This window comes from Pseudomonas palmensis (assembly GCF_049942755.1).
Lineage (GTDB): Bacteria > Pseudomonadota > Gammaproteobacteria > Pseudomonadales > Pseudomonadaceae > Aquipseudomonas > Aquipseudomonas palmensis.
In genome coordinates this window covers 5,399,083-5,418,080 of the sequence record NZ_CP187958.1, presented here as the reverse complement: position 1 = coordinate 5,418,080, position 18,998 = coordinate 5,399,083, and the positions used below count along the sequence as shown (strand labels likewise).

Annotated in this window: 21 protein-coding genes; 12 read left to right on the top strand and 9 right to left on the bottom strand. The window is 67.0% G+C overall.

The annotated features are described in order from the left end of the window. Together ampC and ACPRTJ_RS25045 are read right to left on the bottom strand one after the other, a co-directional pair. Positions 1–1,161, bottom strand: a complete 1,161-nt coding sequence (gene ampC / locus ACPRTJ_RS25050; protein ID WP_426427508.1) for a class C beta-lactamase — start codon at positions 1,159–1,161, stop codon at positions 1–3. Next, entirely contained in the window at positions 1,158–1,964 is an 807-nt protein-coding gene (locus ACPRTJ_RS25045; RefSeq protein WP_054914413.1) for an AraC family transcriptional regulator, read from the bottom strand. The genes ampC and ACPRTJ_RS25045 overlap by 4 nt, the downstream gene beginning before the upstream one ends. Positions 1,965–2,043: 79 nt before the next feature. Here ACPRTJ_RS25045 and ACPRTJ_RS25040 point away from each other — a divergent pair, with 79 nt between their 5' ends. After that, a complete protein-coding gene (locus tag ACPRTJ_RS25040; protein WP_043860233.1) occupies positions 2,044–3,018 on the top strand; it encodes a bile acid:sodium symporter family protein in 975 nt (324 codons plus the stop codon). An 80-nt stretch (positions 3,019–3,098) separates the two neighbouring features. Here ACPRTJ_RS25040 and ACPRTJ_RS25035 read toward each other — a convergent pair whose 3' ends face one another. Continuing rightward, positions 3,099–3,473, bottom strand: coding sequence for a DUF2784 domain-containing protein (locus ACPRTJ_RS25035; protein WP_043860232.1), 375 nt, complete (start codon positions 3,471–3,473; stop codon positions 3,099–3,101). 9 nt (positions 3,474–3,482) lie between these two features. Further along, the gene (locus tag ACPRTJ_RS25030) at positions 3,483–3,962 is read right to left on the bottom strand and encodes a GNAT family N-acetyltransferase (protein WP_043860231.1); all 480 of its coding nucleotides are present in this window, start codon (positions 3,960–3,962) and stop codon (positions 3,483–3,485) included. A 188-nt stretch (positions 3,963–4,150) separates the two neighbouring features. Here ACPRTJ_RS25030 and ACPRTJ_RS25025 point away from each other — a divergent pair, with 188 nt between their 5' ends. The 4 genes from ACPRTJ_RS25025 (at position 4,151) to ACPRTJ_RS25010 (ending at position 8,407) form a co-directional block, all read left to right on the top strand. Beyond that, the gene (locus ACPRTJ_RS25025; RefSeq protein WP_426427506.1) at positions 4,151–4,771 is read left to right on the top strand and encodes a LysE family translocator; all 621 of its coding nucleotides are present in this window, start codon (positions 4,151–4,153) and stop codon (positions 4,769–4,771) included. Positions 4,772–4,789: 18 nt separating this feature from the next. Next, the gene (locus ACPRTJ_RS25020) at positions 4,790–5,662 is read left to right on the top strand and encodes an alpha/beta fold hydrolase (protein WP_043860229.1); all 873 of its coding nucleotides are present in this window, start codon (positions 4,790–4,792) and stop codon (positions 5,660–5,662) included. Positions 5,663–5,766: 104 nt separating this feature from the next. After that, a complete protein-coding gene (locus ACPRTJ_RS25015; RefSeq protein ID WP_426427504.1) occupies positions 5,767–6,903 on the top strand; it encodes an HlyD family efflux transporter periplasmic adaptor subunit in 1,137 nt (378 codons plus the stop codon). After that, positions 6,893–8,407, top strand: a complete 1,515-nt coding sequence (locus ACPRTJ_RS25010) for an MDR family MFS transporter (RefSeq protein ID WP_426427502.1) — start codon at positions 6,893–6,895, stop codon at positions 8,405–8,407. Before ACPRTJ_RS25015 ends, ACPRTJ_RS25010 begins: the two co-directional genes overlap by 11 nt. Here the strand turns inward: ACPRTJ_RS25010 and ACPRTJ_RS25005 are convergent, their stop codons facing one another. Both ACPRTJ_RS25005 and ACPRTJ_RS25000 read right to left on the bottom strand, forming a co-directional pair. After that, the gene (locus ACPRTJ_RS25005) at positions 8,408–9,169 is read right to left on the bottom strand and encodes an AraC family transcriptional regulator (protein ID WP_043860226.1); all 762 of its coding nucleotides are present in this window, start codon (positions 9,167–9,169) and stop codon (positions 8,408–8,410) included. Between the two features lie 196 nt (positions 9,170–9,365). Beyond that, positions 9,366–10,274: a LysR family transcriptional regulator gene (locus tag ACPRTJ_RS25000; protein ID WP_173925050.1), complete on the bottom strand. Its 909-nt coding sequence runs from the start codon at positions 10,272–10,274 to the stop codon at positions 9,366–9,368. A gap of 96 nt (positions 10,275–10,370) precedes the next feature. On the opposite strand from ACPRTJ_RS25000, the gene ACPRTJ_RS24995 reads away from it, so the two are divergent. Continuing rightward, positions 10,371–11,264: a pirin family protein gene (locus tag ACPRTJ_RS24995; RefSeq protein ID WP_078481248.1), complete on the top strand. Its 894-nt coding sequence runs from the start codon at positions 10,371–10,373 to the stop codon at positions 11,262–11,264. A gap of 73 nt (positions 11,265–11,337) precedes the next feature. Continuing rightward, the gene (gene ycaC / locus ACPRTJ_RS24990) at positions 11,338–11,967 is read left to right on the top strand and encodes an isochorismate family cysteine hydrolase YcaC (protein ID WP_043860055.1); all 630 of its coding nucleotides are present in this window, start codon (positions 11,338–11,340) and stop codon (positions 11,965–11,967) included. Between the two features lie 6 nt (positions 11,968–11,973). Here the strand turns inward: ycaC and ACPRTJ_RS24985 are convergent, their stop codons facing one another. After that, positions 11,974–12,375 carry a low affinity iron permease family protein gene (locus ACPRTJ_RS24985; protein WP_043860056.1) on the bottom strand — a complete coding sequence of 134 codons (402 nt, stop codon included), beginning with the start codon at positions 12,373–12,375 and terminating at the stop codon, positions 11,974–11,976. Between the two features lie 79 nt (positions 12,376–12,454). Between ACPRTJ_RS24985 and ACPRTJ_RS24980 the strand changes: the two genes are divergently transcribed. Beyond that, complete coding sequence (locus ACPRTJ_RS24980) at positions 12,455–13,039, top strand: hypothetical protein (RefSeq protein WP_426427499.1); 585 nt, start codon at positions 12,455–12,457, stop codon at positions 13,037–13,039. A gap of 2 nt (positions 13,040–13,041) precedes the next feature. On the opposite strand, the gene ACPRTJ_RS24975 is transcribed toward ACPRTJ_RS24980, so the two are convergent. Continuing rightward, positions 13,042–13,554 (bottom strand): DUF2938 domain-containing protein, encoded by a 513-nt coding sequence (locus ACPRTJ_RS24975; RefSeq protein WP_104572508.1) that lies wholly within the window; start codon positions 13,552–13,554, stop codon positions 13,042–13,044. A gap of 67 nt (positions 13,555–13,621) precedes the next feature. Here ACPRTJ_RS24975 and ACPRTJ_RS24970 point away from each other — a divergent pair, with 67 nt between their 5' ends. Both ACPRTJ_RS24970 and ACPRTJ_RS24965 read left to right on the top strand, forming a co-directional pair. Further along, on the top strand, positions 13,622–14,275 hold the full coding sequence (locus ACPRTJ_RS24970; protein WP_043860058.1) for an ArsR/SmtB family transcription factor: 654 nt from the start codon (positions 13,622–13,624) through the stop codon (positions 14,273–14,275). A gap of 91 nt (positions 14,276–14,366) precedes the next feature. Continuing rightward, positions 14,367–14,864 (top strand): PaaI family thioesterase, encoded by a 498-nt coding sequence (locus ACPRTJ_RS24965; protein WP_043860059.1) that lies wholly within the window; start codon positions 14,367–14,369, stop codon positions 14,862–14,864. Between the two features lie 50 nt (positions 14,865–14,914). On the opposite strand, the gene ACPRTJ_RS24960 is transcribed toward ACPRTJ_RS24965, so the two are convergent. Next, the gene (locus ACPRTJ_RS24960) at positions 14,915–16,228 is read right to left on the bottom strand and encodes a hypothetical protein (RefSeq protein ID WP_426427495.1); all 1,314 of its coding nucleotides are present in this window, start codon (positions 16,226–16,228) and stop codon (positions 14,915–14,917) included. Between the two features lie 692 nt (positions 16,229–16,920). On the opposite strand from ACPRTJ_RS24960, the gene ACPRTJ_RS24955 reads away from it, so the two are divergent. Beyond that, the gene (locus tag ACPRTJ_RS24955) at positions 16,921–18,423 is read left to right on the top strand and encodes an APC family permease (RefSeq protein ID WP_043860061.1); all 1,503 of its coding nucleotides are present in this window, start codon (positions 16,921–16,923) and stop codon (positions 18,421–18,423) included. After that, positions 18,383–18,973, top strand: a complete 591-nt coding sequence (locus ACPRTJ_RS24950; RefSeq protein WP_088515094.1) for a DUF3156 family protein — start codon at positions 18,383–18,385, stop codon at positions 18,971–18,973. The genes ACPRTJ_RS24955 and ACPRTJ_RS24950 overlap by 41 nt, the downstream gene beginning before the upstream one ends. Positions 18,974–18,998: the final 25 nt, after the last annotated feature.

Here is an 18,998-nt window from a genome sequence, read left to right as displayed (position 1 = left end):
TCAGTGGCTACCTTCGTTCAAGGCGCCGAGGATCTGGTAGGCCAGCTTCACCCGCGCTTCATTGGGGTAGTTCTTGTTGGCCAGGATCACGATGCCGATCCGCTGCGAGGGCACGAACGCCACGTAGCTGCCAAAGCCGTTGGTGGAGCCGGTCTTGTTGATCCACACCGCCTGCTGCGGGGCCAGCGGGGGTTGCAGCGGCGTGACGTCGAGGGTTTCAAGGGCCATGCGGCTGGCATTGCCGTCGAGCAGGGTCTGCAATGCGACCGGGTAGGGGTACTGCTCCCAGATCAGGTCCTGGGTCATGGGGCCCACCTGGTAGTAGCCGGTATGGGTGGCGGCAATGGCCTGCTTGAGGGGCGTATCGAGTTTCTCCAGGCCCATGTTCGCCTCGACAAAGCGCAGCATGTCGTCACTGCTGGACTTCACCCCGTAGGCTTCGTCGGCCAGCACCGCAGGGCTCAGCCGGGCGGGCACGTTGTCGCGGGTATAGCCCTGGGCGTACATACGCTGCCAGTTGGCAGGTACCTGCAGATGGGTGTTGTTCAGGCCCAGCGCCGGAAACAGCAGGTCCTGCAGGGCGGACCGGTAGCTCATGTCCAGTTGGCGGGCGCTGATCACCCCGAGCAGGCCGATGCTCGGGTTGGCATAGGTACGCCGGGTGCCTGCCGGGTAGCTCGGGGTCCAGTGCTTGAAGTAGCGCATCAGTTGCCCGTTGTCGTGCACGCTGTCTGGCAACTGCAGCGGGAAGCCGCCGGCGGTGTGGGTCGCCAGGTTCAGCAGGCTGGTGTTTTCCAGGGCCCGGCCGCGCAGTTCGGGCAGGTAGCTGGCCGGGCTGTCGGTCAGCTTCAGCTTGCCGGTGGCCTGGGCATAGGCCGCCAGGGTGACGTTGAAGGTCTTGCTGATCGAGCCCAGTTCGAACAGGGTGTCGCGGTCGACGGCCTGGCCGCTGTCGCGCGAGGCCGCACCGAAGTCGTAGTAGTGGTGCTGGCCATTGACTGTCAGGGCCACGGCCATGCCGGGTATCGCGTGCTCCTGCATCACGGCCTGGCTGGCGGCCTCTACCAGGTTGTCGAGGTTGTCAGGCACGGTGGCGGCCCAGGCGGCAGGGCTGGCCAGCAGCAGGGCGCTCAGCAGGTGATGCGGTTTGAACAGGTTCACGTAATGGGTTTCCGGTGGGTCTGGAGGAATTCGCCCGGTGACAGGCCGAACTGTTTGCCAAAGGCGGCGATAAAGGCCGAAAGCGATTCGTAGCCGCAGGCCAGGGCCACGTCGGTGACGCGCTCGCCGCGGCTGAGTGCTGGCAGCGCACTGAGCAGGCGCATGCGCTGGCGCCAGGTACGAAAGGTCATGCCGGTGTCACGCAGAAACAACCGGCTCAGGGTCTTTTCCGAAACACCGTACTTCAGGCTCCAGGCTGCCAGCCCGGTGCTGTCCTCGGGGTGTGCCTGCAGGCGCCGGCACAGCGCACGCAGGCGGGTGTCCTGGGGCAGCGGCAGAATCAGGTCTTCCTGTGGGGCGCTCGCCAGCTGGTCGAGCAGCACGGCGACCAGGCGCCCGTCTGCGCCCTCGGTGTCGTAGGCCACCGGCAGGCCGCTGAAGGTGCGGATCAGCTCGCGCAGCAAGGCATTCACGCCGATCACCCGGCACTGGGTGCCCGGCCACACGCTGTGCTCGATGTACAGGCTGCGGATGCAGGTGTCGTCGGCGCAGCTGACCTGGTGGGGGGTATGCGCCGGGATCCACACCGCGCGCTGCGGCGGCACCACGTAGCGTCCGGCGCCGGTGTGCACATGCAGCACGCCCTGGGCCGCATACGACAGTTGCCCCCAGGCATGCTTGTGGCGAAAGCCCAGGGCGATGTTGGCCAGCGACTGCGCCTGCCCGTACAGCGGGCGCGGCAGTACCTTGAGCTCGCTCAGGGGCGGGATGCGCGGGGCGTGGGGTTGTCCTTTGGGCGACACTCTTGGGGTTCTGTCGTTAGTCGGAAAAGAAAAGAAACCTTACCGTCTGCGCCATCTCAATAACAAGACAGGACGTGACATGAAACACCTGCGGTTGCTGTTCGACAATTTCACCCTGGCCCTGCTCGGCGTGATTGCACTGGCCACTTTGCTGCCCTGCGAGGGCCAGGGCGCGGTGGTGTTTGGCTGGCTGACCAACCTGGCCATCGGGCTGCTGTTCTTTCTGCACGGCGCCAAGCTGTCGCGCGAGGCGGTGGCGGCCGGGGCAGGGCACTGGCGCCTGCACCTGCTGGTTTTTGGCTGCACCTTCGTGATGTTTCCGCTGCTGGGCATGCTGTTCAAGCCGCTGTTCCTGCCACTGGTGGGCGACGAGCTGTACCTGGGCGTGCTGTACCTGTGCGCGTTGCCGGCCACCGTGCAGTCGGCGATTGCCTTCACCTCGCTGGCGCGGGGCAACATCCCGGCGGCGATCTGCAGCGCGGCGGCCTCCAGCCTGCTGGGCATCGTACTGACGCCGTTGCTGGTGATGGTGCTGATGGGCGTGCAGGGCGATACCGGGTCCAACCTCGATGCGGTGTTGAAGATCGTGCTGCAACTGCTGGTGCCGTTCGTGGCCGGGCAACTGGCGCGGCGCTGGATCGGCGCCTGGGTGGCGCGCAATGCACGCTGGCTGAAGACCGTCGACCAGGGCTCGATCCTGCTGGTGGTGTATACCGCGTTCAGCGACGCGGTGATCAGCGGGTTGTGGCAGTCGGTGCCGCTGGTGCGGCTGCTGGGGCTGGCGCTGGTGTGCTGCGTGTTGCTGGCGGTGGTGCTGTGGTGCACGCAGTTGCTGGGCAAGCGGCTGGGGTTCAACGTGGAAGACCGCATCACCATCCTGTTTGCCGGCTCCAAGAAAAGCATGGCCACCGGTGTGCCGATGGCCCAGGTGCTGTTTGCCGGGGGGGCGATTGGCGCGATGATTCTGCCGCTGATGCTGTTCCACCAGATCCAGCTGATGGTGTGTGCGGTGCTGGCGCAGCGCTATGCGGCGCGGGAGGAGGTGAGCGCCTGATTCAGGTGCTGTGGTGACCACTTCGCCGGCAAGGCAGGCTCCCGTAGGAGCCGGCCTTGCCGGCGAAGCGGCCTGAGCACTCACCGCAAGGCACGGCGCCTGCGCGAGTAGCACAACCACGCATAGACCCCCGCATTCACCACGAACACCAATGCCCCCAGCCACAGCTGGATGCCTGCCGTCAGCTTGGCCGGGTAGATCAGCGGTATCAGGTAATGCTCCACAAAACTGTCGGGGTAGCCGGTGTCACCCGCCGCTGCACGCAGGCGGTTTTCCCATTCGGTCAGCGGGCAGGGCAGGTGCAGCACCTCCACCAGCACGCCCCAGGTCACGGCCGGCAGGTGCAGCCAGCACAGCCGCGGCCACCTGAGCACCAGCAACCCGCCCAGCATCACGAACACGATGAACGTCAGATGAAACAGTACCAGCCCGTCGGCGGCCAATCGAAAGAACATGGCGTGGTCTCAACCCTGGGCGAAGCTGCGCAGCGTTTCACCTTCCATGCGATAACGCACCCACTCGTCCTGCGGCTGCGCGCCGATGGACTTGTAGAACTGGATGGCCGGTTCGTTCCAGTCCAGCACGCTCCACTCCAGGCGCCCGCAGCCCTTGGCACAGGCCTCCTGCGCCAGGTGGCGCAGCAACGCCTTGCCCGCACCCGTGCCGCGGGCCTGGGGCGTGACGTACAGGTCTTCGAGGTAGATGCCCTGGGTGCCGAGCCAGGTCGAATAACTGAAGAAGTACACCGCAAAGCCGATGGCCTGGCCGTCACGCTCGCAGATCAGCGCCTGGGTGCTGCTGCCTTCGCCGAACAGCGTGCGCTCGATATCGGCGACCGTGGCGATCACCTCGTGGCGGGCACGCTCGTACTCGGCAAGCTCGGTGATGAAGGTGAGAATCTGGCTGGCGTCTTCGACGCGCGCGGGGCGGATATGTACGGGCATGGCGGGGCTTCTGTTCCGGAAATCGAGGAGGGTTATCCTAAGGCAATTACCGGTCGAGGGCACGGGAAGCCTGGAGGGTGGTGAGGGCTCGCCAAGTGTAGTGCCACAATTGCCCCCAACTGTATCGCAGCACTGCGCACCGACTTGGTTAGTGTCACTTCACAACAACACACCGCCGGACACCCGCCATGCTCACCTCGCTCAACCTGCTGATGGCCTTCGTGCTGTTCGCCTTCGTCTCCTCGATCACCCCCGGCCCCAACAACACCATGTTGCTGGCCTCCGGCGTGAACTTCGGTGTGCGTCGCACCATTCCCCACGCGCTGGGCATCAGTATCGGCTTCATGGTGCTGGTACTGGCGGTGGGCCTTGGCCTGGGCGAGGTGTTCAAGGCCTATCCGCTGGCCTACGGCGTGCTGCGCTACGTGGGCGCCAGCTACCTGCTGTACCTGGCCTGGAAGATCGCCAATTCAGGCCCGCTGACCAGCGCCGACCCCGGCACGCGCAAGCCCCTGGGTTTCTGGGGCGCGGCAGCCTTCCAGTGGGTCAACCCCAAGGCCTGGGTCATGGCCGTGGGCGCCATCACCACCTATGCACCCAGCCAGGGCTACCTGACCAACGTGATCGTGATCGCCGCGGTGTTCGCCGTGGTCAACCTGCCCAGCGTGTGCGTGTGGGTGATGTTCGGCAGCGCGCTGCGCACCGTGCTGCAGGACCCACGCTGGCTCAAGCTGTTCAATTGGCTGATGGCCGCACTGCTGGTGCTATCGCTGTATCCACTGCTGTTTGTAGAATCCGGTTTTGTGTAACCCCCACAGCGAGTCCCGATGGAACTGATCCCCTGGTCGCATGACTGCGCCGAACACTTCACGCTGCGCGGCTGGCGCTCACCCGCCAGCGGCAAGCCGCTGCTGCATTTCATCCACGGCACCGGGTTCTGCTGCCTGGCCTACCAGCCGTTGCTGGAGCGCCTGGCCGAGCATTTCGACCTGTGGCTGTGCGATGTGCAGGGCCATGGCGACAGCGATCATGGCGGCGCCTTCGTGGGCTGGAACCGCAGCGCCGCGCTGGCGATCGAGGCCTTCCAGGCAGGCCGTGGCGAATACGGGCAGGTGGCGTGCTTTGCCATGGGCCACAGTTTCGGCGGGGTGCTGACCGGCTTGATGCTGGCGCTGCAACCGGGCCTGTTTCAGCGGGCGGTATTGCTTGACCCTGTGGTGTTCAGCCGCTCGATGCTGGGGGTGATGAGCGTGGCCACGCTGTTCGGCATGCACCGTCGCCACGGCCTGGCACGCAAGGCCGCCACCCGGCGCAGCCACTGGCCCGACCGCGAGGCGGCCTACGCCGCGCTGCACGGGCGCGGCATTTTCAAGGGCTGGCACGACGAGGCGCTGCAGGCCTATGTGGACCACGCCATCGGCGACTGCGGCGAAGGGGTAGTGCTCAAGTGCCGGCCGGCGCGCGAAGTGGACGTGTTCAGTTCGTTCCCGCGCGGGCTGTGGGCTGCCCTGGCCCAGGTGCAGACACCCGCACGGGTGCTGCATGGCATCACCACCTATCCCTTCGTACCCGTGTCGCTGGCGCGCTGGGCGCGTCTGAACCCAAGGGTCGAGCTGCGCGAGGTGCCCGGCGGGCACTGCTTCATGCAGGAAGATCCGCAGGCCTGTGCGCACGAGGTGCAAACCTACCTGCTAGGCTGATGGCAGGTTGTCCATTTCGCGACGAATACTGGCCTGTACGCTAGCGAACGCCAACCGCTGACCCCCTTAGAGTGCATCCTTGAACAACAACAGGGAGCACGAACATGAACCAGGCGGTCAGCCCCGAACCACCGGTTACCCAAGCCACCGAGCGCGTGCGCGTGATAACGCTGCGCCGCGCCCTTGGCGCAGCCGGCACGCTGGCGGTACTAGGGGTTGCCTTGTATGTGTGGCACAGCGGGCGCTTCAACGAACAGACCGACGATGCCTACGTGCGCGCCGACTGGGCGCCGATCAGTGCGCGGGTGGGCGGCTATGTGGCCCAGGTCAGCGTGGCCGACAATGCCGTGGTCAAGGCCGGCGACCTGCTGGTGCAGCTGGACGACCGCGACTATCGCCAGCAGGTGCGCCAGGCCCGTGCGGCGCTGGCCGCCAGTACCGCTTCGGTGCAGGCGCAGCAGGCCGTGCTGGTGACCCTGGCGGCGCAGCTGGAGGGGCAAGGGCAGGCGATTGCCCGTGCCGCCGCCGAGCGCGAGGCGGGCGGTGCCGAGGCGCGGCGCGCCGAACTCGACTGGCAGCGTTACCGCCAGTTGATCGGCATGAACGCGGTGAGTGCCCAGCGTGCCGAACGCGCCAGCACCACACGCACCCAGGCGCAGGCCACGCTCAAGGGCGCGGACGCCGGCTGGGCCATGCAGCGGGCCCGGCACCAGGTGCTGGCCAGCCAGCAGCGCGAGGCCCGGGCCGAACTGGTGCGCCGCGAGGCCGAGCTGGAACAGGCCGAGGCGGCCCTGGCCCTGGCCGAGAACGCCCTGGCCGACACCCAGGTACGGGCGCCCTTCGACGGCGTGGTGGGGCAGCGCAAGGTGCGTGTGCAGCAGTACGTCAGCCCCGGCCTGCCACTGCTGGCAGTGGTACCGGTAGAGCAGGCCTACGTGGTGGCCAACTTCAAGGAAACCCAGCTCGAATATATGCGCCCGGGGCAGCGCGCGACCCTGGAGGTGGACACCTTCGGCCGGCACTGGCAGGGCACGGTCGACAGCGTCTCGCCCGGCTCGGGGGCGGTGTTTGCGCTGTTGCCGCCCGACAACGCCACCGGCAACTTCACCAAGATCGTGCAGCGCTTTGCCGTGCGTATTCACCTCGACCCGGTGGAACCCGGCACGCCGCGGCTGCTGCCGGGCATGTCGGTGATCGCCACCATCGATACGCGCACGGCGCAGGTGCGCGATGAGCACTGAAGACAAGGTATCGCTGCGCGCGTGGGTGGCGGTGATCGGTGGCTTGTTCGGCTGCTTCATGGCGGGCATGAACGTGCACGTCACCAGTGCCGCGCTGCCGGAAATCGAAGGCGCGCTGGGGGCGACGTTCGAGGAAGGCTCGTGGATCTCCACCGCCTACCTGGTGGCGGAAATCACCATGATTCCGCTCACCGCCTGGCTGGTGCAGGTGTTCTCCCTGCGCCGGGTGATGCTGGTGGGCTCGCTGGTGTTTCTGATCAGCTCGGTCAGTTGCGCGCTGGCGCCGAACCTGCAGGCGATGATCGCCATCCGCGTGATCCAGGGCGCTTCGGGGGCGGTGCTGATCCCGCTGTCGATGCAATTGATCATCACCGAGCTGCCGCCGAGCAAGATCGCCCTGGGCATGGCCTTGTTCAGCCTCTCCAACAGCGTGGCCCAGGCCGCCGGGCCGTCGATCGGCGGCTGGCTGACAGACGCCTATTCATGGCGCTGGATCTTCCTGCTGCAACTGCTGCCCGGGGTGGCGCTGCTGGCGGCGGTGGCGTGGTCGATCCCGGCGCAGGCCGGCGACCGCGCCCAGTTGCGCGGCGCCGACTGGCTGGGCATCGCGGCCATGGCGCTGGGGCTGGGCGCGCTGCAGATCGTGCTGGAGGAGGGCGGGCGCGAGGACTGGTTCGATTCGGCGTTCATCGTCACCTTCAGCGTGATTGCCGTGGTGGCGTTGGCGCTGTTCGTGCAGCGCCAGCTGTGGGGCGCGCGGCCCTTCATCAACCTGCGCCTGCTGGCCAGCTACAACTTCGGTGTGGCCAGCCTGGCCATGGCGGTGTTCGGGGCGGCGACCTTCGGGCTGGTGTTTCTGGTGCCCAACTACCTGTCCCAGGTGCAGGGCTACAACGCCCGCGAAATCGGCATCAGCCTGATCGCCTACGGCATGGTGCAGTTGCTGCTGGCGCCGCTGCTGCCGCGCCTGATGCGCTGGCTCAACGCCAAGGTGCTGGTGGCCAGCGGCTTCGCGATCATGGCGCTGGGCTGCTGGCTGGGGGCGCACCTGTCGGCGGACGCGGCGAAGAACGTGATCATCCCCTCCACGGTGGTGCGCGGGCTGGGTCAGCCGCTGATCATGGTGGCGCTGTCGGTGCTGGCGGTGAAAGGGCTGGACAAGGCCCAGGCCGGCTCGGCCTCGGCGCTGATCTCGATGCTGCGCAACCTGGGCGGTGCGGTGGGCACGGCGCTGCTGACGCAGCTGGTGTCGTTGCGCGAACGGTTTCACGGGCAGCGCATCAATGAGAGCCTGACGCTGTTCGATGCACCCGTGCAGAAGCGTCTGCCCGGCGGGGTGCTCGATGCACAGGCCCCGGCGCACCTGCAGGTGCTGGCGCAGCTGGACCAGACGGTGCATCAGCAGGCCTACCTGATGGCGTATTCGGATGCGTTCTATGTGTCGTGCGTGGCGTTGGCGGTGTGTGCGCTGGCGTCGCTGCTGCTGCGCCAGCATGCACGCTGACTAGTCGGCGTCGGGCTGGCCGTAGGCCGGGGTCTTGCCGAAGTAGGCACTGGGCGAGACCCCCAGGGTGCGGCGGAACATGGCGCTGAAGGCGCTGGGGCTGTCGTAGCCCAGGTCCAGCGCCACGTTCAGGATCGAGTGCCCGGCGGCCAGCGCGTCGAGGCTGGCCAGCAGGCGCAGGCGGCGCAGCCACTGGATGAAGCTCAGGCCGGTTTCGCGCTGGAACGCGCGGGTCAGGGTGCGTGCGTTGAGGCCGCTGTGGGCGGCGGCGCGCTGCAGGCTCCAGGGGCTGGCCGGGTCGTCGCGCAGGGCCTGGCACAGCGCGGCCAGTTGAGGGTCGACCGGCAGCGGCACGTGCAGGGCCAGAATCGGCAGCACGCGGATCTCGTCCAGAATCAACTGCATCACCCGCTCGTCGCGCCCGCCGGGCGGGTAGTCGGCGGGGATGAGCATGGCGCTGATGATCAGTTGGCGCAGCAACGGCGGGATGTCCACCACGCGGCAGGTCAGCGGCAGGTCGGGGCGCGCGTCGGAGGCGACGAACAGGGTGCGCATGCGGACCTGGCCGGCCATCTTCAGGTCGTGCTCGACGGCGGCGGGCACCCATACGCCGCGCCCTGGCGGAACCACCCAGCAGCCCTGGCTGGAGTTGACCGTGATCACCCCGCTCAGGGCATGGATCAGCTGGGCGCGGTTGTGGCAGTGCGGGGCGATGCGCTCGCCGTGGGGGTAGTTTTCTGCCAGGGGGACAATCGGCTGCATGGCGGTGCGTTGGGGTTGAGGGTGGGGGGGCAGTATGCCTGATGATCGGTGGGTGCAGGTTCAGCGAATGCTGTGCATTCGATCGCGGGGCAAGTCCGCTCCCACAGGTACAGCGCCTATTCAAAGAGTGCCGCAATCCCCGTGGGAGCGGGCTTGACCCGCGATCTGGCGCATAGCGCCAGCAAACCCTGGCACATCAATCGATCCCGCTCTGGGCAAACTCCTGGGCCAGAAAATCCAGCAGGTGCCGCACCGAAGGCAGCAGCCCGCGCCGTGAGGCAAACACCGCGTGCACCAGCCCGCATTGCGGCGCCCAGTGCGGGGTGGGCTGCACCAGCTCGCCACGGGCAAGCTCGTCGCGGATCACCACCAGTGGCAGGTGCACCACCCCCACGCCCGCCAGCGCCGCCTGGCGCAATACCACCAGGTCGTCGGTCACCAGCCGCGGCGTGTGCCGCAAGCTGGCCGTGGCGCCGTCCGGGCCATTGAGCTGCCATTGATAATCGCGCTGCGGGTTGCCCCAGTGCAGGCTCGGCAAGGCGGCCAGGTCGGCGGGCACGATGGGCCTGGGCAACGAAGCCAGCAAGCCGGGCGCGGCCACCAGCAACTGCGTGCTGTTGGCCAGCACCTTCATCACCAGGTCACTGCTCTCCAGCGGCGGCACCCGCACCCGCAGCGCAATGTCGATGCCTTCCTGGATCAGGTCCACATGGCGGTTGGTGCTCTCGATATGCAGCTGCACCAGCGGGCACTGCACCATGAAGCGCGACAGCATCGGCCCCACCCAGAAATCCAGCAGCGCCGTGGGGCAGCTCAGGCGCACGATGCCCTGGGGCTCGGCACGGTGGCGCTCGATCAGCTCGGCCGCACCTTCGGCCTCCACCAGCATGGCCACGCAATGGCGGTGGTAGGCCTGCCCGATGTCGGTTACCGAAAAATGCCGGGTGGAACGCTGGATCAGGCGCACCCCGAGGCGCTCCTCGAGCCCGGCCACCCGCCGGCTGAGTTTGGACTTGGGCATGTCCAGGGCACGGCCGGCGGCGGCAAAGCCACCGTGCTCGACCACCTGGGCGAAGTAGTACAGGTCGTTGAGGTCTTCCACCACTGTTCTCCAAATGGAACGCTGAGGGCACTTTACGCTATCTACCGCCTTCAGCGTTGCGCCCTTATCGTTGGCTTCATGCACGAGAGGAGGTAGCTCATGAAAAAGATCCAAGGCGTCTACAGCAGCCCGCACCCGCATTGGGTGGGTGACGGCTTCCCGGTACGCAGCCTGTTCACCTACGACAACCTGGCCCAGCACATCAGCCCGTTCCTGCTGCTCGACTACGCCGGGCCCCATGCCTTCACCCCCACCAGCGCCCGTCGCGGCGTCGGCCAGCACCCGCACCGCGGTTTCGAAACGGTGACCATCGTCTACCAGGGCGAACTGGAGCACCGCGACTCTACCGGTGCCGGCGGCCTGATCGGCCCGGGCGATGTGCAGTGGATGACGGCCGCGGGCGGCATCCTGCATGAAGAGTTCCATGCGCCGTCGTTCGCCCGCAGTGGCGGCACCCTGGAGATGGTGCAGTTGTGGGTCAACCTGCCGGCCCGGCACAAGTCTGCCCCTGCCGGCTACCAGACCCTGCTGGCCGCCGACATCCCCAGCGTGGCGCTGCCCGGCGGTGCCGGCAGCCTGCGGGTGATCGCCGGTGACTACCACGGCCATCGCGGCCCGGCGCGCACCTTCACGCCGATGCAGGTGTGGGACATGCAGCTCAAGTCCGGCAAGCCCGTGCGGTTGCCTGCCCAGGCCGGTCACAGCAGCGCCCTGGTGGTGCTGCGCGGCCAGGTCACGGTCAATGGCGAGCGTTCGGTGGGCCCGGCACAACTGGTGCTGCTGGAGCGTGCCGGCGACGAAGTGCTGCTGCAGGCCGACAGCGAGGCGGCGGTGCTGTGGCTCAGCGGCGAGCCGCTGGATGAACCCATCGTCGGCTACGGCCCGTTCGTGATGAACAGCGATGCCGAGATCGAGGCGGCGTTCGCCGATTTTCGCGCCGGGCGCTTCGGCCAGATGACCAATGGCGGCGGCACTGTCACACGCGCCGACTAGGGTCTGTATGCAACTCACGTTTGTCCCAACTCCGGCGCCACGGCGCCGGACCACCCCTGCAAGGAGTATGACCATGAGTGTTCCCTACACCCGTCTGGACAAGAACAACGCCGCCGTGCTGCTGGTCGACCATCAGGCCGGGCTGCTCTCGCTGGTGCGTGACATCGAGCCGGACAAGTTCAAGAACAACGTGCTGGCGCTGGCCGACCTGGCCGAGTACTTCAAGCTGCCCACCATCCTCACCACCAGCTTCGAAAGCGGCCCCAACGGCCCGCTGGTGCCCGAGCTCAAGGCGCAGTTCCCTGACGCGCCGTACATCGCGCGCCCCGGCCAGATCAACGCCTGGGACAACGAGGACTTCGTCAAGGCGGTCAAGGCCACCGGCAAGAAGCAGCTGATCATCGCCGGTGTGGTAACCGAGGTGTGCGTGGCGTTCCCGGCGCTGTCGGCGATTGCCGAAGGCTTCGAGGTGTTCGTGATCACCGACGCCTCCGGCACCTTCAACCCGATCACCCGCGACGCCGCCTGGGACCGCATGTCGTCGGCCGGTGCGCAACTGATGACGTGGTTCGGCGCAGCCTGCGAACTGCACCGCGACTGGCGCAACGATGTCGAGGGGCTGGGCGCGCTGTTCTCCAACCACATCCCCGACTACCGCAACCTGATCACCAGCTACAACACCCTCACCGGCGCCAACCAGTAGCCCGCCTCACTGCGCGTCGCCGCGCCTGCCCCCGGTTTCATCGGCGGGCAGGTCGGTGGCGCGGTCTTCGCCGATCTCCCGGTACTCCTTGAGCAATTGCTTGAGCTGGCTGTTGTCCAGCTGGTCGAGGTTCATCAGCGCGTTGTGCGCCGCCTTGGTCGAGCGCAGCAGTTCGTCGAGCTTGATGTGCAGCACGTCGTTGTCACGGTTCTGGGTGTTCTGGATGACGAACACCATCAGGAAGGTGACGATGGTGGTCGAGGTGTTGATGATCAGCTGCCAGGTGTCGTTGTAGTCGAACCAAGGCCCGGTGACGGCCCAGACCACGATCAGTACCAGTGCGATGAGGAAGGTGCGCGAGCGACCGGCCTGTTTGGCCAGGCCCTGGGCGAAGCGTTCGAATTTCATGGCAGACTCTTGTGTGGGGATCTACTGGGTAGACCCTGCGGCGTTGCCGAAATTCTTTGTAACATCAGGGGAAGACGACATGGGGCAGGACCACGGGGCACCGACGCACCTGGTGCGGGTGATACCCACCGATTACGGCCAGTTCGTGCTGGAGCTGAACAATGGCGAGCACCGCTTGCTCAAGGGCCTGGTGCTGACCCGCGAGCTGGGCTGGAGCGAGCTTGCCAACCCACGCGAGGCGCGCCAGCGAACCTTCAGTGCCACCCAGCTCGGTTGGCCGGGTGGGCGTACGTTGGGGCTCGACTACCTGCTCGCGCAGGCACAGCCGATGAACGAGCGCGAGCTGGGCTGGCAGTCGGTGGACTTCTCCCAGTGCAACCGCGCGCCCACCCCGGAGCACGACACCCACCACGTGTACTACGTGAGCCTCAAGCCCTTCGACCCGCGGCCATTCGGCCTGGGCGAGTCGATTCACGGCGGCCATGGCGAGCGGGGCGGCATGTTTTCCTTCGACCTGGCCGGGCTTGTGGCGTGGCCCAACTGGCGCGAACACTTCGAGCTGGCCGGCTGTGGCTGGGCCATTGCCCTGGTCGACGCCAACACCACGGATGCGCAGGCATTGCTGGACGTATTGATAGACGCCTGGTGCCAGCGTGAGGCCTGAGCTCAGCCCCGGGGCATCAGGCCCAGGCCATTGAGCAGCAGCGCCGCGACGAACAGGCTGACCCCGAACGCCGTGTGCGCCGCCAGGCTGCGCAGGCGTGCCACCTTGGGGTTGGGGGTGCGACGGGCCAGTACGCCAGCGCCCATGCCCGGCTGCAGAATGAAGAACGGCGCCACCAGTGTGCCGATACCGATCGCCAGCGCCGGCAGCAGGGTAGGGCTGTGGGCCCAGCCGATGCCGAAGATCGCCAGCAGCAGCCCGGCGTACAGCACCCCGATCACATAGTGCGTCGCCCAGCCCAGCAGGGCTTCGCCCGGTACGGGCGGCGCCTTGGCGATGCTGTCATGAATGAACTGACCATGGCGCAGGTGCGCCACCCAGCGCCCGACCATCGGCCAGCTGGGCGTGGGCACATTCAGCAGCCGCTTCTGTGTTTCGGCCCACAGGTCGGCCAGCGCCGTGCCCAGCAGCCCGATCAGGCTGGCACTGGCGATGAAGTGAAGCAGAGGGGACATGGCGTTGCTCCTGAATAAAACATTCAATGAATTGATTGAATGATTGGCGAATGATAGCTTCCTGTCAATGACCGACCTTCCTCAGCAACACTTCATCGATATCGCCGAGCTGGCCCGCACCCTGGGCCATGCGCATCGGCTGCACCTGCTCGAACACATCGCCCAGGGCGAGCGTGCGGTCGAGCGCCTGGCCGAACTGTGCGGATTGTCCGTGGCCAACACCTCCCAGCACCTGCAGCACCTGCGTCGCGCCGGCGTGGTACAGACCCGCCGCGACGGCAAGCGCGTGCTGTACCGCCTGGGTGGTGGGCCGATCCTGGAGGTGCTGGCGGCACTGGGGCAGTTCGCCGAGCACAACCGCCTGGCGGTGCGCGAGCTGCTGGCCGACAGCATGAGTGCGCAGGAGCGCCTGGAGGCGATGTCGCGCGACGAACTGGTGCAGCGCCTGCACGAGCAGAGCATCACCCTGCTGGATGTGCGCTCCCACGAGGAATACGCCCTGGGGCACTTGCCGGGGGCGATCAGCATGCCACTGGACGAGCTGCAGCAGCGCCTGGCCGAACTGCCGCAGGACCAGGAGATCGTTGCCTACTGCCGGGGCCCCTGGTGCGTGCTGTCGAGTACCGCCACCGCGGCCTTGCGCGAGCACGGCTTCAAGGTGCGCCGGCTCGACAGCGGCCTGCCGGACTGGCAGGCGGCAGGGCTGCCGGTGGAGGCCTGAGCCTCTGCGGCGGCCCCTGGCGCTTTCGCGCGCGGGCCTGGCAGCGTTACCATCGACGGTCTGACTTTCCATAAAAACAATCAGGAAGCCTATGAACGCCCAAGCCTTACCCCTGCAAGACCTCGCCGCGCCAGAGGGCGTGTGCTACGGCTGCGGTACCTCGCACCCCAGCGGCCTGCACCTGAAAAGCCACTGGGCCGAGGACGGCAGCCACGTGCTGTGCCGGCACGAACCCGATGCCACCTTCACCGGCTGGCCGGGGCTGGTGTACGGCGGGTTGCTGGCGATGCTGGTGGACTGCCATTCGAACTGGACCGCCATGGCCTGGCACTACCGCGCCGAAGGCCGCGAGCCGGGCAGCCTGCCGCGCATCGACTGCGTCACCGGCAAGCTTTCGCTGACCTACCTCAAGCCCACCCCGATGGGCGTGGAGCTTGTGCTCAAGGCGTGGGTCGAGGGTGAGGTGGGGCGCAAGAGCCGGGTCATCTGCGAAGTCTGGGCCGGCGACGTGCTCACCGTGACGGCCGACTCGGTGTTCGTGCGCGTCGACACCGAACGCCTCAAGCAACAGGCCCACGCGACCGTGTAACCCCGGGGGCGATGGCCTTGGACATGTCCCTGGCCGTCGCCCCAGCCAACTCAGAACGGCATCGCCAGCGTCACCTGGCTGTACAGGTTGGTGCCATTGCCGCCCACCTGATTGCCCCCCGTGTTCTCGTCCTTTTTCGGCTGGTACAGCCCCACCAGCGGGCTGACGATCAGGTGCGGGCTGACTGCCCATTCCACGTACAGGTCCAGCTCGCGGGCACCTAGGTTCAGCGCGTTGCGTGTGTGCAGGGTATCGAAGTCGAAATACAGCGCGCCCAGGGTCAGGTTCTCCAGTGGCTTGGCCACCAGGCCCAGGTGATGCACCCCGGTATTGCTGTTGAACGGCCCCGCGTAGTTGGCCGCCACCTCACCCTGGAACCAGGTGCCGTAGCCGGTGCTCAGCCCGGTGAACAAGGCATCCCAGCCTTCGGAATAGCGGGTGTAGCGGTAGGTCAGGCTCGGTGCCCAGGGCAGCTCGGCGAAGGTGTAGCCGGCCTCGGCGTACCAGGCCTTTTCCGGGCCGGCCTGCTTGTCCTGCCAGGCGTATTCGAAGGCGAAGCTGGCGTTGTCGATACCGGCGTTACCTTCGCCGCGCAGGCTGTAGGTGTCCATGCCGTCGCGTTGGCGCTGGAATTCGCTGGCCCATTGCTCGGTCACGCCCAGGCCGTGAACCCAGGTCAGTCCCAGGGTGCCGGCCGCGGTGGTGTAATCCAGGGTGCCGGCGGCCAGTTCGGTCTCGGCCTGGGCGCGGTTGTCGGACTTGAGCCACAGCACGCTGGCGTGCACGCCACGCTCGCCGCCCAGGCGCAGCACGGCGGTGCGGTCGAACGCGTGGCGCGCCGCCAGGTAATAGGCGCCGCCACGGTTCAGCACGCCGTCGGCGGGGCCCTTGCCGAGGTTGGGGCCATCGTCGTTGATCAGAAAGCCGCGGCCCAGCTTGACCACCTGACGGCCGAACGAGGCATCCACGCCATCCTTGCCCAGCAACGGGAACAGCTCGCCGGAGCGCCAGCCGAGGTAGGCGTCCTCCAGCTTGGTGGTGCGCTCGGTGCCGTCGGTGTTGCCAGCTGCGTCGCCATCGCCCCAGGTGGCGGAACTGACCCAGCTGAGTGCGCCGTAGGCACTGCCGTTGCCGGCCAGGCGCTGGTCGCCGCTGATTCCATACTTGATGAAGCCCTCGCGCCAGGTCGAGCCGCCGGGCGTGGCGTCGTAGTTCTTGCGGCTGTTGAACAGGCCGTACACCGCCAGGATGTCGGCATTCAGGTGGGACTCGTCATCGGCGTAGAGCTCGATGGCCTGGGCTGATGGCTGGGCCAGCAGCACAGCCAGGCTGAGGGCGGCAAGCAGGTGAGGGTGCAGGTTCATGGTGGTGGGGTCCCCGGGTTGGCGTGAGTGGTGGCCATTTAGGGCGGGGACGGTGGGGGCTGTCTTTGATCTGGCTGCCACATGGATTGATTGTGTGCGCCAGGCGGGTAGGTGCCGGGGTGCTTGCCAGAAGCAGGTTGTTTGGGGCTGTGAGGTCGGCTTCTGCCCGCAGGGTGTGTCAGGCAAACCGTGCGCGCAGGTTTTGCTGCCGCTTCGCGCCAGATCGCGGGGCAAGCCCGCTCCCACGGCCTTGCGGCCAGAAGCAGGTGTTTGGGGCTGTGAGGTTGGCTTCTGCCCGCAGGGCGTGGGAGTTGGCTTGGCCGACGATCGAGCGCGAAGCGGTCGTAAAACCTGAGAGCAGGGTGTGTCAGGCAAACCGCGTGCGCAGGTTTTGCTGCCGCTACGCGCCAGATCGCGGGGCAAGCCCGCTCCCACGGCCTTGCGGCCAGAAGCAGGTTGTTTGGGGCTGTGAGGTTGGCTTCTGCCCGCAGGGCGTGGGAGTTGGCTTGGCCGACGATCGAGCGCGAAGCGGTCGTAAAACCTGAGTGCAGGGTGTGTCAGGCAAACCGGCTACGGCCAGAAGTGCCCTGGCAGGCTGCAACAAAACCCCAGGCAGCCACGGGCAAGACGCCAGTCAACCGCCAGCGCACAGTGGCGCATAACCACAACAACGGCATTCGAGGTCGCTCATCATGTCGCTCAACCACACCCTCAGCGTGCACCTGAACCGTGGCACGGTCGGGTTCCCCACCGCGCTGGCCAGCACCATCGGCCTGATCATGGCCAGCCCGGTGATCCTCACCGCCACCACCGGTTTCGGCATCGGCGGCGGTGCGTTCGCCGTGGCCATGCTGATCGCCATGCTGATGATGCTCGCCCAGTCGACCACCTTCGCCGAAGCCGCCGCCATCCTACCCACCACCGGCTCGGTGTACGACTACATCAACTGCGGCATGGGGCGCTTCTTCGCCATCACCGGCACGCTGTCGGCCTACCTGATCGTGCACGTGTTCGCCGGCACCGCCGAAACCATCCTGGCCGGGGTGATGGCGCTGGTGAACTTCGAACACCTCAACACCCTGGCCGAATCCGCCGGTGGCTCGTGGCTGCTGGGGGTGGGCTTCGTGGTGGTGTTCGGCATCCTCAATGCGTTCGGCATCAGTGTGTTCAGCAAGGCCGAGATCATCCTCACCTTCGGCATGTGGACCACGCTGATGGTGTTCGGCGTGCTCGGCCTGATCGCCGCCCCGGCGGTGCAACTGGACGGCTGGTTCGGCGCGTCGCTGGTGGGCACCGACCTGATCACCGTGCTGTCGCTGGTGGGCATGGCGATGTTCATGTTCGTCGGCTGCGAGTTCGTCACCCCGCTGGCACCCGACCTGCGCCAGTCGGCGCGCACCCTGCCCAGGGCCATGGCGCTGGGGCTGTTCGGCGTGGCCTCGTGCATGTTCATCTATGGCGCGGCGATGAAGCGCCAGGTCGACAACGTGCTGCTCGACGCCGCCAGCGGCACGCACCTGCTGGACACGCCCATGGCCATTCCGCATTTTGCCCAACAGGTGATGGGCGACATCGGCCCGTTGTGGCTGGGCATCGGCTTTCTGTTCGCCGGCGCCGCCACCATCAACACCCTGATGGCCGGGGTGCCGCGCATCCTCTATGGCATGGCGGTGGATGGCGCATTGCCCCGGGTGTTCACCTACCTGCACCCACGCTTCAAGACCCCCATCGTGTGCATTCTGGTGGCGATGCTGATCCCGTGCCTGCACGCCTGGTGGCTGGGCGGCAACACCGACACCATCCTGCACCTGGTACTGGCGGCGGTGTGTGCCTGGAGCACCGCCTACCTGCTGGTGACACTGTCGGTGGTGATCCTGCGCATTCGCCGGCCCGACCTGCCACGGGCCTACCGCTCGCCGCTGTTCCCGCTGCCGCAATTGCTGTCGAGCGTCGGCATCGGCCTGGGCATGTGGTTCATCACCCCGCCGGGCATGAACCCGGCCCAGGTGTACGTGCCATTCGCCTGGATGCTCGGTGCCACGGCGGTGTACGCGCTGTTCTGGACCCTGGTGGTGCAGAAGGTCAACCCGTTCAAGCCGGCCTCGGTCGAAGAGGTGCTGGCGCGCGAATTTGCCCACCAACCGGGAGTCGAGCATGGCGCATACCCTGCCCACACTGTGGCAAAGGCTGTTTGACCGCGCGCCCTCGGGCTACCGCCCCGGGGTGACGCTGGCGCACCTGCAGCGCAACCTCGGCCTGGCCGGTTGCGAGGTGCTGGGGCCGGGCAGTGCACGCTACGCCCTGGCCGATGGCAGCCTGACGTTCGAGGTGCGCGAGCGCACCGAGTCGCAGTTGCTGATGCACCTGGTGCTGTGCGAGTTCCGCCTGCAGGTGCCCGGCCCGCAACAGGGCACGGCGCGGCTGGTGTTGCAGCATACCGGTGCACTGCGGCGCAGCGGCCTGCGCTGGCGCCGGCTGCGTGGCGAGCGGTCCTGGCAAGCGCGGCTGGAGCAGGCCCTGGCCCACGACCCGGCCCTGCAACAGGCGCTGATGCCGCTGGATTTCAAGCGCCTGCACCTGGACCTGGCAGGCGGCTGCTGGACCCTGACCCTGGAGCACATGGGCGGCAGCGAGGTGGTCAACCGCATGCCGGCGTTTCGTCGCTACATCAGCCTGAACCCCGCGCAGCGTGACCTGCTGCTGGCCGCATTGAAAGGTCTGGCGCGGCTTGTCGAAGGCCTCTGAACCCGCAGACTGGCACCAAAACTGC